The organism is Mesorhizobium sp. CNPSo 4688 (genome assembly GCF_057784295.1).
The window spans coordinates 157886-170414 of record NZ_JBWLUY010000012.1; the positions used below are offsets into that span (position 1 = coordinate 157886).

The following is a 12529-nucleotide window of genomic DNA, read 5'->3' on the forward strand; positions in this document are numbered from 1 at the left end:
GACCGGCTGACGCTCAGATATCCAGCACTTCCGTCGCAGCGAATTCGGCGCGTTCCTGGATGAAGCGGAAGCGGGCCTCAGGCTTGGTTCCCATCAGCGCGTCGATCGCATCCTTGGTCGCCGCCACGGCATCGATGACATCGACCCTGAGCAGCGTGCGCTTCCTCGGGTCCATGGTGGTTTCCTTGAGCTGCGCGGCCATCATTTCGCCCAGGCCCTTGAAGCGGCCGATCTCGACCTTGGCGCGGCCGGTGAACTCGGTTCGCAAGAGTTCGTCCTTGTGCGCATCGTCGCGGGCGTAGGCGACCTTGCCGCCTTGCCGGATCGAATAGAGCGGCGGCACCGCCAGATAGAGATGGCCGCCATTCACCAGGTTCGGCATTTCCTGATAGAAGAAGGTGATCAGCAGCGAGGCGATGTGGGCGCCGTCGACGTCGGCGTCGGTCATGATGATCACGCGGTCGTAGCGCAGATCCTCGTCGCGGTATTTTGAGCGCGTGCCGCAGCCGAGCGCCTGGATCAGGTCCGAAATCTGCTGATTGGCGGCCAGCTTGTCGTTGCCGGCGCTGGCGACGTTGAGGATTTTGCCGCGCAGCGGCAGGACGGCCTGGCTGGCGCGGTCGCGCGCCTGCTTGGCCGAGCCACCGGCCGAGTCGCCTTCGACGATGAAGAGTTCTGCACCCGCGGCGGCATTCTGCGTGCAGTCGGCGAGCTTGCCGGGCAGCCTGAGCTTGCGCACCGCGCTCTTGCGCGACACTTCCTTTTCCTGACGCCGGCGCACCCGCTCGTCGGCGCGCGCGATCACCCATTCCAAGAGCTTGGAGGCTTCCTGCGGGTTGTCGGCCAGCCAGTGGTCGAAGGGATCGCGGATGGCGGTCTCGACGATGCGAATGGCCTCGATTGTTGCCAGCCGGTCCTTGGTCTGGCCGACGAATTCCGGCTCGCGGATGAACACCGACAGCATGCCTGCCGCCGAGATCATAACATCTTCGGAGGTGACGATCGAGGCGCGCTTGTTGCCGACGAGGTCGGCATAGGCGCGCAAGCCCCGCGTCAGCACGTTGCGGAAGCCGGCCTCATGCGTGCCGCCTTCGCCGGTCGGGATGGTGTTGCAGTAGGAATTGATGAAGCCGTCGCCACCGAACCAGGTCACCGCCCATTCGAGCGAACCGTGGCCGCCCTGCTTCTCGCTCTTGCCGGCGAAGATTTCTCGCGTCACCTGGAAGTCGTCGCCGAGCGATGCTTTGAGGTAGTCCTTCAGGCCGCCGGGGAAATGGAACTCCGCCTTGGCTGGCGTCTGGTCCTTTTCCTTGATCAGCGACGGATCGCAGCTCCAGCGGATCTCTACACCGCCAAACAGGTAGGCTTTCGAGCGCGTCATGCGATAGAGCCGCGCCGGCTCGAAGGCTGCGCCCTTGCCGAAAATCTGCTCGTCGGGATGGAAACGAATCTTGGTGCCGCGTCGGTTGTGCACCTCGCCGAGCTGCTCCAGCCCGCTCACCGGAACGCCTCGTGAGAATCTTTGGCGGTAGAGCTGGCGGCCCCGTGCGACTTCGACCTCGAGATGGTCCGACAGCGCATTGACGACGGAGACGCCAACGCCGTGCAGGCCGCCCGAGGTCTCATAAACCTTGGAGTCGAATTTGCCGCCCGAATGCAGCGTCGTCATGATGACTTCGAGCGCCGGCTTCTTGAATTTCGGATGCGGATCGACCGGGATGCCGCGGCCATTGTCGGTAACGGTCAAAAACCCGTCGGCCGAAAGCTCGACGTCGATGAAGGTGGCATGGCCGGCGACCGCCTCGTCCATCGAATTGTCGATGACCTCGGCGAACAGATGGTGCATCGCCTTGTCATCGGTGCCGCCAATATACATGCCGGGACGGCGCCGCACCGGCTCCAGCCCTTCCAGCACCTCGATGTCGGCAGCGCTGTAGCCTTCGCTGCCATCCTTGGTCGCAACAGGGCGTTTCGCGGCCTGCACCAGCGGATCAGCTGGGCGCGCCGTTGTCCGGGTCGGTTGGGGCTGCTTTTCCAGATTGCCGAAAAGATCGTTGTTGTCGTCCATGCCTGCCATAGAATCCGGTGCCGCGAATCACCCGTCGATACTGCCACGCTTTTCAGCGCCAAGCGACGGAAGTTCCTGTTACGTTCGGGGATTTAACCCCTTCTTATCCTAAAACCTTTCGATAACCAAGCCGGCGGAAATAGGTCCGCGCGGGCCGGCCGGGATTCCTGAATCTTTAACCAAGCGGCCTAGTGTGGGCCTCAATAAACAAAAGACCATCAGGTGTCAGGGGTTAGTTGTGAGGGGCAAGGCCATAACCATGATCGGCATCGCCGCCGTCTTCGGCGCGATCTCGATCTTTGCCGCGGATTTCTGGGTCAAGAGCCAGGCCAGGACCGATGCCGAGGAAAGAACGGCGGCGATCCCGGCGCCCGTGACCCCAAAAGTTGAGTTCAAGACAATTGTGGTGGCCAACGCACCGCTGCGTTACGGCATGGAACTCGACCGCGCACAGCTCACCGAAATCCCGTGGTCGGAAGAGTCGGTGCCGCAGGGCGCCTTCACCACCATCAATGCATTACTTGCCGAAGGCAGCCGTGTTGTGCTGTCGCCGATCGAGATCAACGAGCCGGTGCTGCTCAGCAAGCTGTCGGGGCCGAACGGCCGCGCGACGCTGTCCAACATGATGACGCCCGGCATGCGGGCGGTGACCATCCGCACCGACGAGATCGCCGGGGTCGGCGGCTTCGTGATGCCGGGCGACCGCGTCGACGTGGTGCTGACACGCGATGCCGGCGAAATCCAGGAAGTGGCCAAGAATGCGCAAGGCGCGGCCGGTTCGACCGTTACCTCCGAAATCGTCGTCTCCGACGCCAGGGTGCTGACCGTCGGCCAGGGCGCCGACGAGCGCCAGACCACGCCGCAGATCGCCAATTCCGTGACCATCGAGGTAACAACGGACGGCGCGCAGAAAGTGGCGCTTGCCCGCACCGTCGGCACCTTGTCGCTGTCGCTCCGCTCCTCCGCCGACGGCGGTGCCGCAAAGGACGGCGTCACCACCATCTCATCCTTCGGCGGGTCGGTCGCCTCCGGCGTCCAGGCCGCTGCCGGCGCGCTGTTCACTGCCGCGACCAAGGAGTCTGAGAAGCCGAAATTCAAGACGATCATCGTGACGCGCGGCACGCAGGTCGAAGAATACCAGGTTCCTGCGCGGGACCAGCCATAACTGCCGGTGGGGACCGGGCGAGGGACGGGACAGATGTCGGGATTTCATGCATATCGGATGACGAAAGGGCTGCGCCCAATGCGGGCGTTTGCGATGGCGGCTTGCCTCGCCGCGGCCGCAATGCTCGGCCTCAGCGCGCCGGCCAGGGCCGACAATGACATCGTCTACGTGTCGTCGACCAAGAATGCGTCGATCAAGGTGGCCAAGGGCAAGCCGAAGACGATCATGACCAATGCCGCCTTCTACCAGATCGTCATCGGCGATCCGGAGATCGCCAACGTCAATCCGCTGACCGACAAATCCTTCTATGTGCTGGGCAACAATCTCGGCACCACCGGCATCGCGCTGTTCGACGAGAACAAGCAACTGGTCGGCACCGTCGACATTGAGGTGACGCTGGACACCGACCAGCTGGCCAGCACCATTCGTGCCAGCGTGCCGGACGCCAAGATCAAGGTCGGCTCGGCCAATGGCCGCGTCGTGCTGTCGGGCGAGGCGGATGACGCGGTCGCCGCCGAGAAGGCGAGCAAGATAGCCAGCCGCTTCTCCGGTAATGAGGAAGTGATCAATTCGGTCAACATCTCGTCTTCGCAGCAGGTTCAGCTCAACGTCCGCTTCGTCGAGATCAACCGCCAGGCCGGACAGGATCTCGGCGCCAAATACAGCGCCAATTTCGCCTACGGCCTTGGCGGGCGAGACGTCACCATCGAGCCGGGCTCGTTGCCGGCGGCGGGCAATGGCGAGATCATCGGCCGGCTGCTGTCGAACGGCCTGTCGATCGACGTTGCAATCAAGGCGCTGGAGGAGCGCGGCCTTGCCAGGCGGCTGGCCGAGCCGAACCTGATCGCCCGTTCGGGCCAGACGGCAAGCTTCCTCGCCGGCGGCGAGTTCCCGATCCCGGTCTCCGAGGACAATGGCAAGATCTCCGTCAGCTACAAGAAATACGGCGTCAGCCTGGATTTCACGCCGACCGTGCTGAAGGACGGGCTGGTCAGCCTCGACATCGCGCCGGAAGTGTCTTCGATCGATGCGTCGGCCTCCTACAATATCGGTGAGATTTCGGTGCCGGGCTTCATCGTGCGTCGCGCCAGGACGTCGGTCGACCTGAAGAACGGCCAGAGCTTCATGATTGCCGGTCTGCTGCAATCGCAGAACGACATCACCACGTCGCGTCTTCCCGGCCTCGGCAAGCTGCCGGTGCTCGGCCCGCTGTTCTCCTCGAAATCCTATCAGCGGCGCGAGACCGATCTGGTGATCATCGTCACCCCCTATCTGGTCAAGCCGGTCGATCCGTCGAAGAAGTTGCTCGAGCCGACCGACGGCACGCAGCCGGCCAGCAATGTCGACTATTTCCTCAACAACACCGAAGAAGTGAAGGCGTCCGACGCCAACCGCGCAATGGCAATGGCCAGCGGCAGCACGGCACAGCCGGCCCCGGTCACCACGGTCGGGCATTTCCTCGACCTGCCGAAGGATTGAAGCCATGCGCGTGGGACCATGCATTGCCCTGCTGCTCGCCGGCCTCGCCGGCGGCTGTACCAGCGACGACTATGTCCGCTCCGAGGGGCCGACGACGGCGGCCGGCAACGCGCAGGCTGCCAATACGGCCATGCAGATGGTCGATCCCTGGAAGTACGGCGTCCAGAACACCAGGCTGCTGGTGCCGGCGCAGCGCAGTGAGGCGGCGGTGAACGCCGCCGATCAGGCTGCTGCCGCCAAGGCCGTGCAACCAACAGCCACAACCGATTGATTTGCCTGGCGATTTGACCGGGAATGACCTGACAGGCTGACAAAATGGCAAGCGGCATCAAGACCAAGAAAATCCTGCTGGTGTCCAACGACCGGGCCTTCGTGCAGGATACGCGCACCGCGTTCGCGGCCTCGGAGGTGATCCAGCTTTCGACCGTCGAGAAGAATATTTCCGAACTGCGCGGCGAGGTCCAGGAAGCCGATTTCGGCGCGCTTATCGTCGACATGGATGCGGCGAAGCTGGAAGAGATCGAGTCGCTGCAGCGCATCATGCGCCGGCTCGAAGGCCGGGTTCCGGTCGTCGTCGTCACCCAGGAGTTCAACGCGGCCGCGGTACGCATCGTGGTGCAGCTCCAGGTCGCCGATTTCCTGGTCAAGCCGATCACCACCGCCGACCTGGTGCGTTCTGTCATCCGCGCGCTGCAAGGCCCGGGGCGCGAGGAAAACACCGAGTCGCAGATCTACACCTTCATGCCGGCCGCCGGCGGCGTCGGCACCACGACGCTGGCGCTGCAGACCGCCTTCCAGCTGCATCATTCGGTGACGCGCGGCGCGTCGACCTGCGTGGTCGACCTCAATTTCCAGCAGGGCGCCTGCGCCGAATATCTCGACCTTGAGCCGCGCTTCGACATCACCGAAATCGAGAACCAGCCCGAGCGCCTCGACCGGCAGCTGCTGGATGTGATGCTGTCCAAGCATGCCAGCGGGCTCTGCGTGCTGGCCGCCCCCACACATCCATCGGAAATGCGCTCGTTCAAGACCGATGTCGTGGTGCGCATGCTCGATCTGGTCTCGGCCTATTTCGACAATGTCGTCATCGACATGCCGCGCACCTGGTTCCCGTGGACGGAGACGGTGTTGCTCGGCTCCAACAAGCTCTACATCGTCGCCGAAATGACGGTGCCGTGCCTGCGCCATACACAGCGGCTGATCCAGGCGGTCTACGAGACGGCCGGCAAGGAAGTGAAGCCCAATGTCATCGTCAACCGGTTCGAGCAGAAGATGTTCGACAACGGCATCAAGCAGGCGGATGTCCAGGAAATCCTCGGCGAGCATTTCGTCGGCGGTATCTCCAACAATTACCGGCTGGTGCGCGAAGCGGTCGATCGCGGCGTGCCGCTGCACGAGATCGACCCGAACGCCAATGTCGTCAACGATCTGAAGAAGATCATCCTGCCGGAAGAAGCCGTGGCGACGCCGGAGAAATCGCGCTCGCTGTTCGGTATCGGCAGGGGCCTCCTGAAGAGGAAAGCCGGATGACCAGCCGCTTCTCGACCCTGCAGAACCGTGACGTCCGCCCGCTGAAGCCGGCCGATGCGGCGCCAGTTGCGCACCACGCCGTGGTCATTCCGACGATCCGCAAGGCTTTGCCGCCGAAGCCAGATACAACACCGGGAAAAAGCGCCAACAAGGTGCTCGACGCCCGCGTGCGCATTCACCGTCTGCTGCTCGAGGAAATCAACCTTGTCGCACTGGAGCGCCTGCCCAAGGAAGAGATGCGCCGGCAGGTGCAGGAATTCGTATCGGAAAAGACCCGTCAGGAGCGGATGGCGATCAACACCGTCGAGCTCGAGTCGCTGGTCGACGACATTGTCGACGAGATGGTCGGCCTCGGTCCGCTGGAGCCGCTGCTCAAGGACCCCGACATCAACGATATCCTGATCAACGGCCACCAGAACTGCTTCGTCGAAAAACGCGGCAAGCTGCAGCAGGTCCACATCCCGTTCAAGGATGAGGCGCACCTGTTGCGCATCATCAACAAGATCGTCGCCGCCGTCGGTCGCCGGGTCGACGAATCGCAACCGATGGTTGACGCCCGCATGCTCGACGGCTCGCGCTTCAACGCCGCCATCCGGCCGGTGGGCGTCGACGGGCCGCTGGTGTCGATCCGCAAGTTTTCCAAGAACAAGCTCGGGCTGCACAAGCTGGTCGAATTCGGCGCCATCACCCAGAACATGGCCGAGGTGCTGGCCGCCGCCGTGCACGCCCGCAAGACGACCATCATCTCGGGCGGCACCGGCACCGGCAAGACGACGATGCTCAACGCATTGTCGGCCTTCATTCCGGAAGACGAGCGGCTGATCACCATCGAGGACGCGGCCGAACTGCAATTGCAGCAGCCGCATGTCGCGCGCATGGAAACGCGCCCCGCCAACATCGAAGGTCATGGCGAGCTGAAGCAGCGCGACCTGGTCAAGAACGCGCTGCGCATGCGCCCCGACCGCGTCATCCTCGGCGAGTGCCGCGGCGAGGAGGCCTTCGACATGCTGCAGGCGATGAACACCGGCCATGAAGGTTCGATGGCAACCATCCACGCCAACACGCCGCGCGACGCCATTTCACGCCTCGAGCAGATGCTGGGGATGACCGGCATGCCCATGACGGTGCAGTCGATCCGCAGCCAGATCGCCAGCGCGCTCGACCTTATCGTCCAGCTGACGCGCCTCTCCGACGGCAAGCGCAAGGTGACCAGCGTCGCCGAGGTGACCGGCATGGAAGGCGACGTCATCCAGATGCAGGAGATATTCCGCTTCGTGCGCACCGGCATGGAAGCCGACGGCACCATCCTCGGTCACTACGAGGCGACCGGTATTCGCCCGCGCTTTCTTGAGGATCTGCGCAATATGGGCATCGAATTCCCCGGCAAATATTTCGAACCTGGCCGACCGCAGGAGTAGGCTGGTGTTCGAGAGTTTCAGCCCGATCTATGTCGTCTATGCCGCGGCAGCGCTGACCGGCATCATGATCGCCGAAGGCTGTTATCTGCTTTATGCCGGCCGTAGCGACAAGCGCCTGGCCATCAACCGGCGCATGAAGCTGCAGGAAAACAAGATCAGCCAGGAACAGGTGCTGATCCAGCTGCGCAAGGAGCGCGGCCTTGACGCCGGCACGTCGTTGTTCTCACCCGACCGCTTCCGCGCGCTGCGCACGCAGTCTGGCATGGTGATGCCGTTGCCGAAGTTCCTGACAATCACGACGGGCGTGGCGCTGGCGATGATGCTCACCACGCTCTGGTACGGCCTGCCGCTGCTGCTCGCCATTCTGCTGTTTGTAATGCTCGCGCCACTGCTGCCGGTGCTGGTGCTGCGTACCAAGCGTAGCCGCCGGGTGAAGCGGTTCGGCGTGCAACTGCCGGAGGCGCTGGAGCTGATCACGCGTGGCCTCAAGGCCGGGCATCCGGTTCCGGTGGCGATCTCCATGGTGTCGCGCGAGATGCCCGATCCGATCGGCACCGAGTTCGGCGTTATCTCGGACGAGGTGACCTATGGTTCCGACCTGGTCTCGGCGTTGAATTCACTGTTCGACCGGGTCGGCCAGGAGGATCTGCCGCTGTTCGTCACCGCGGTGTCGATCCAGACGAGTTCGGGCGGCAATCTGCGCGAGATCCTCGACGGGCTGTCGACGACGATCCGCGAGCGCGGCAAGCTGCGCCGCAAGGTGCGCGCCATTTCGACGGAAGGCCGTATGTCGGCCTACATCCTGACGGCGGTTCCGGCGCTGCTGTTCGCCGCCATCATGGTGCTGATGCCGCAATTTTACAGCCAGGTCTGGGATGTGCCGAAGACCTGGTACCTGCTGGGCGGCTCGGTGACATGGCTGATACTGGGCAACATCATCATGTTCAAGATGTCGAACTTCCGGTTCTGAGATGGAACAGGTGATCCAGTTCCTCGCCTCGCTGGCGCCGACCTCGATGATGCCGGTGGCCGCGCTGCTCCTGGCATTGGGGGGCAGCGCGGTGGCATGGCCGCTGGTGTTGGCCAAAGGCGACCGCAACGATCTCAAGCGCCGGCTCAAGGTGGACGACAGGAAGGCTCCCGAACAGGTCGAGGCGGCGCCGAAGAAGAGCCAGAGCGTCGTGCGCGAGAAGGCGGTGAAGCGGGCGCAGGAATTCTACGCCAAGAGCGATCCGGAAAATGTCGCCCGGCTGCGCATGAAGCTGATCCAGGCGGGCTATATGGAGCCGCGCGCGGTCGGCACGTTCTTCCTGATCCGCTTCGGCTGCCTCGTGGGCACAGCGATCGGCGCGTTCCTGGTCAATCAGTGGATGGCGAGCGCCGATTCCACCGCGACCAGCCGCTGGACCTTCGTCATCCTGTCGGGAGCCGCCGGCTATTTCATGCCTGGTCTGGTGCTCAGCCAGAAGGTGCGGGAAAAGATGCGCGAATACCGCAACGGCTTTCCCGACTTCATGGATTTGATGATCGTCTGTTCCGATGCCGGCATGAGCATGGAAGCCGGCATCGAGCGTGTCTCGAAGGAATTGGCCAAGACCTATCCGTCGCTCAGCCAGAACCTGCAGTTGGTGTCGCTGGAACTGAGGGCTGGCCGCAGCCTGGACGATGCCCTGAAGGCGCTCGCCGATCGCCTCAGCCTTGACGAGGTGCGCTCCTTCGCCACGCTCCTGCAGCAGTCCAAGGAACTCGGCACCAGCCTCTCCGGGGCGCTGCGTGTGTTCTCCGACGAAATGCGCCACAAGCGCATGTCGCTGGCGGAGGAAAAGGCACATGCCTTGCCGGCCAAGATGTCGGTGCCGGTGGTGGTGTGCATCCTGCCGGTGGTGCTGATGATCGCCGTCATCCCGATCATCGTCAAAATGACTGCCGCGCAGTAGATACGTCGGAGCCATCAGGCGACTTCCTGCGGTTACTCACTTCAATTAGCCCTGCCTGGATTTCGTGGGACCCGGCCAGTGCGGCTGCTTCGGCAAAACCAGCAAATGAGTGATCAGCCAATGCGAATAGTCTTGTGCACCGTCTTCCTCTGCCTTGCCACGGCCGGCTTGTCGCCTGCCCAGGCTGCAGCCGGCGACTGCGGCGATGCTGCCGCTCTCGTGCAGCAGGCCTATCCCAAGGCTCGAAAGAGTGCTGACGGCACCTCGTTCACACTCGAGCCCCATACCAGCATCGCTCAAACCCTCCGGGACGGCGATACGCCGTTCGGTTTGGTCTGCAAGGTCTGGCCCGCCCATGACGAATTGCTGCTGGTCGCAGTGCCGCTGCTCGACAGCGCCCAATCCAGCGACGACCGGCACGTCGGCGATATCGAGTTGCTGGTGGTCGACCGGAACAGCCTGCAGGTGCGCCAGCGGCTGCTCCAGCCTGATCTTATGACGGATGACGCCATCGCAATCCGCGAGATCGAGGTCGACACCGGCCGCTATGGGCTGGCCCCTGGTGTCACCGCCTTCGGCCTGCGCATCGAGATGGCAAACCATTCGCAGCCGAATCCCTTTAGCGAGACCGATCTGCGGCTCTATGCGGTTGACGGCAACGGCCTGCGGATGGTGCTCGCTGGCATGACCGTGGCAGGCAGTGGCGGCGAGGGCGATACCAACTGCGCAGGATCGTTTCATTCCACTCAGGTGACGCTGACCATGGGCCGGGCCATACATCACGGCTATCACGACATTCACGTGGTCGAGCGATCGGATACCGATAATCCATTTCCTGATGCGAACGGGGACTGCCAGGCTCATCCCGGCAAGTCCACAGGCCATACCTATCGGCTGCGTTATGACGGCAGCCGCTATCCGGTTCCGGCTGCGCTCAACGCCTTGGAACCTTGAGGCCGCTCGCGTCGGTGCCGATCGAAGGCTGCGCCTGCTGGTTAATGGACGGTGTGCTGGAAACCAAATTTTCAGCGCATTTCAGCACCGAAGCTTAATCGCTCTCCTGTACACATGATCCCCAGAGAATGACCCGGTAAATCGGGCGATTGGGGCAGGGGCATGCGTCACAGAAGTTTCACGGCAATGGCCGCGCTAGCGGCCGTCTTGGCGGTCAGCGGTTGTACGACTGAGAACGTCGACAAGACCAAGACCACATCGATCCAACCGGCGGCAAAGGACGTCAGCACGTCCGACCTGGCGCAGGGCAAGGCGCAGTTCCGCGACGCCAATTACGGTCTTGCCGAACAGCATTTCCGCAAGGCCGTGGAGCTGAAGGCCGACAGTGCCGAGGGATGGATGGGGCTGGCCGCCTCCTATGACGAGCTCGGCCGCTTCGACTTCGCCGATCGTGCCTACGACCAGCTGTTGAAGGTTGCCGGGCGCAAGCCGCAGATCGTCAACAATATGGGCTATTCGCAGCTGCTGCGCGGCAACAAGCAGAAGGCAAGAGCCCTGCTGATGGAAGCAAGGGCCGGCATGGCCGACCCGACCGTGGTCAACGCCAATCTGGCGCTGCTCAACAAGGGGTGAGGCTTCGCAACCGTCGTTTGTGGTATCTGCCGCGATCTATCGACGGTTTGTAAACCTTGGTCGGAAATTTGCACTGCAAGCCCGGCCAAAAACGGTATCTCGAAGCGGCCGCTCGCCTATGATGCGGTGCAACCGACGATCCCTGAAGGCTGTCGTTCACCCATGCTGGATTTCAGTTCGCTCCTGCTGGCGGCTGCGCTGTCGGGCACATGCCTCAGCGTTACCATGTTTGCGATCTGGTTCACGGCGCCGCGTGCGCGCTTTGTCCTGACGGTGGCGTGCGGCATTCTGGTGCTTGTCGCCCATGTCATCGTCTTCTGGCGCTACACAAGGGAGCCCAATCCCTGGCTTTGCCAGGCAGCTCTGGCGCTGCTCAGCCTCGGTTTCCTGGTCCTTTCGCTTTCGGCCATGCAGTATCTCGGCGTGCGCAACTACAGTCGCGCCGTCCTGCCGGCCCTGCTTGCGATGGCGATCTGCGCCGGCGTGACCTATCTCGGTTTCGACGGTGTCGGCTTCATCCTCACCTATATGACGGTAACGATGCTGCTCGCCTTGATCGGGGTGATGTTCTGGATCAAGGGCGGCGGTCATGATCGCGGCATTCTCCTGGTTGTCTCGGCGCTGAGCGGTGTCTGCGGGCTGTCCTTCGGGCTCTGCGGCGCGGTGCTTCTGGTCAAGGGCCAGTGGGTGCTTGGCGTCGCGCCCGACAATTGGGCCGAGCGGCTGAATTCGGTTGTGGCGGTCGCCTGCATGACGGCGCTCGGCGCGCTGACGCTGTCGCTGCATCATTTGCAGGCGCAGATCGAACTGAAGGCCGAGACCTTGACCGACCCGCTGACCGGCCTGATGAACCGGCGGGCTTTGAATTCACTCTATGGCGAGCGCGTCTTCGGTCCGTTTATGTCGGTCGCCATGTTCGACCTCGATCATTTCAAGCGGACCAACGATGTCTATGGCCATCCGGTCGGCGACCGGGTGCTGTGCCGCTTCGCCGCAATCATCAAGAAGTATGACAGGGCCGGCGTCGATGCCTTCCGGCTGGGCGGCGAGGAGTTCGCGCTGGTCATGTCGCGGATGACTGAAGACAAGGCCTACGATCTCGCCAGCAAGATCGGCGTCGCTTTCGGTACGGAAGTGGTGCCGACGGCGCGCGGTCCGCTGCGCAGCAGCGTCAGCGGCGGCATCGGCTTCGGCGCGGAGGGCGGCAGCAGCCTCGACGACGTGCTGGCCGAGGCCGACAAGGCGCTCTACGCGGCCAAGCACGCCGGGCGAAACCGCGTGCTTGTCCACGACCGTAACAGCAAGGCCGACGGGCCGGCCTTGCGTTCTGCCTGACAGGCCAGAG

General features: G+C 63.2%; 11 protein-coding genes. 10 read left to right on the forward strand and 1 reads right to left on the reverse strand.

From position 1 onward, the window contains the following. Nucleotides 1-13: 13 nt before the first annotated feature. Nucleotides 14-2068 (reverse strand): DNA topoisomerase IV subunit B, encoded by a 2055-nt coding sequence (gene parE, locus AC04SH_RS23580; RefSeq protein ID WP_488576861.1) that lies wholly within the window; start codon nt 2066-2068, stop codon nt 14-16. A 259-nt stretch (nt 2069-2327) separates the two neighbouring features. Between parE and cpaB the strand changes: the two genes are divergently transcribed. The 10 genes from cpaB to AC04SH_RS23630 all read left to right on the forward strand — a co-directional run bounded on the left by cpaB (nt 2328) and on the right by AC04SH_RS23630 (nt 12519). Continuing rightward, nucleotides 2328-3233, forward strand: a complete 906-nt coding sequence (gene cpaB, locus AC04SH_RS23585) for a Flp pilus assembly protein CpaB (RefSeq protein WP_488576862.1) — start codon at nt 2328-2330, stop codon at nt 3231-3233. A gap of 78 nt (nt 3234-3311) precedes the next feature. Continuing rightward, nucleotides 3312-4712, forward strand: a complete 1401-nt coding sequence (locus AC04SH_RS23590; protein ID WP_352588828.1) for a type II and III secretion system protein family protein — start codon at nt 3312-3314, stop codon at nt 4710-4712. 4 nt (nt 4713-4716) lie between these two features. Next, nucleotides 4717-4983, forward strand: a complete 267-nt coding sequence (locus AC04SH_RS23595; RefSeq protein WP_488576863.1) for a hypothetical protein — start codon at nt 4717-4719, stop codon at nt 4981-4983. A gap of 44 nt (nt 4984-5027) precedes the next feature. Then, entirely contained in the window at nt 5028-6242 is a 1215-nt protein-coding gene (locus AC04SH_RS23600; protein WP_488576864.1) for a CpaE/TadZ family protein, read from the forward strand. Then, complete coding sequence (locus tag AC04SH_RS23605; RefSeq protein WP_112564632.1) at nt 6239-7660, forward strand: TadA family conjugal transfer-associated ATPase; 1422 nt, start codon at nt 6239-6241, stop codon at nt 7658-7660. Before AC04SH_RS23600 ends, AC04SH_RS23605 begins: the two co-directional genes overlap by 4 nt. Before the next feature lie 4 nt (nt 7661-7664). Then, nucleotides 7665-8630 (forward strand): type II secretion system F family protein, encoded by a 966-nt coding sequence (locus AC04SH_RS23610; protein ID WP_488576865.1) that lies wholly within the window; start codon nt 7665-7667, stop codon nt 8628-8630. 1 nt (nt 8631) lies between these two features. Then, complete coding sequence (locus tag AC04SH_RS23615) at nt 8632-9597, forward strand: type II secretion system F family protein (protein WP_488576866.1); 966 nt, start codon at nt 8632-8634, stop codon at nt 9595-9597. A gap of 132 nt (nt 9598-9729) precedes the next feature. Next, nucleotides 9730-10551: a PA3715 family protein gene (locus tag AC04SH_RS23620; RefSeq protein ID WP_488576867.1), complete on the forward strand. Its 822-nt coding sequence runs from the start codon at nt 9730-9732 to the stop codon at nt 10549-10551. Between the two features lie 162 nt (nt 10552-10713). Further along, nucleotides 10714-11184, forward strand: coding sequence for a hypothetical protein (locus AC04SH_RS23625; protein ID WP_488576868.1), 471 nt, complete (start codon nt 10714-10716; stop codon nt 11182-11184). A 162-nt stretch (nt 11185-11346) separates the two neighbouring features. Beyond that, nucleotides 11347-12519: a GGDEF domain-containing protein gene (locus tag AC04SH_RS23630; protein WP_488576869.1), complete on the forward strand. Its 1173-nt coding sequence runs from the start codon at nt 11347-11349 to the stop codon at nt 12517-12519. Nucleotides 12520-12529: the final 10 nt, after the last annotated feature.

Excerpts from the sequence above, each read along its gene's own strand:
- AC04SH_RS23630 (WP_488576869.1), top strand. The coding sequence starts at position 11,347 with ATGCTGGATTTCAGTTCGCTCCTGCTGGCGGCTGCGCTGTCGGGCACA.
- parE (WP_488576861.1), bottom strand. The coding sequence starts at position 2,068 with ATGGACGACAACAACGATCTTTTCGGCAATCTGGAAAAGCAGCCCCAA.
- AC04SH_RS23605 (WP_112564632.1), top strand. The coding sequence starts at position 6,239 with ATGACCAGCCGCTTCTCGACCCTGCAGAACCGTGACGTCCGCCCGCTG.
- AC04SH_RS23615 (WP_488576866.1), top strand. The coding sequence starts at position 8,632 with ATGGAACAGGTGATCCAGTTCCTCGCCTCGCTGGCGCCGACCTCGATG.
- AC04SH_RS23590 (WP_352588828.1), top strand. The coding sequence starts at position 3,312 with ATGCGGGCGTTTGCGATGGCGGCTTGCCTCGCCGCGGCCGCAATGCTC.
- AC04SH_RS23600 (WP_488576864.1), top strand. The coding sequence starts at position 5,028 with ATGGCAAGCGGCATCAAGACCAAGAAAATCCTGCTGGTGTCCAACGAC.
- AC04SH_RS23595 (WP_488576863.1), top strand. The coding sequence starts at position 4,717 with ATGCGCGTGGGACCATGCATTGCCCTGCTGCTCGCCGGCCTCGCCGGC.
- AC04SH_RS23625 (WP_488576868.1), top strand. The coding sequence starts at position 10,714 with ATGCGTCACAGAAGTTTCACGGCAATGGCCGCGCTAGCGGCCGTCTTG.
- cpaB (WP_488576862.1), top strand. The coding sequence starts at position 2,328 with ATGATCGGCATCGCCGCCGTCTTCGGCGCGATCTCGATCTTTGCCGCG.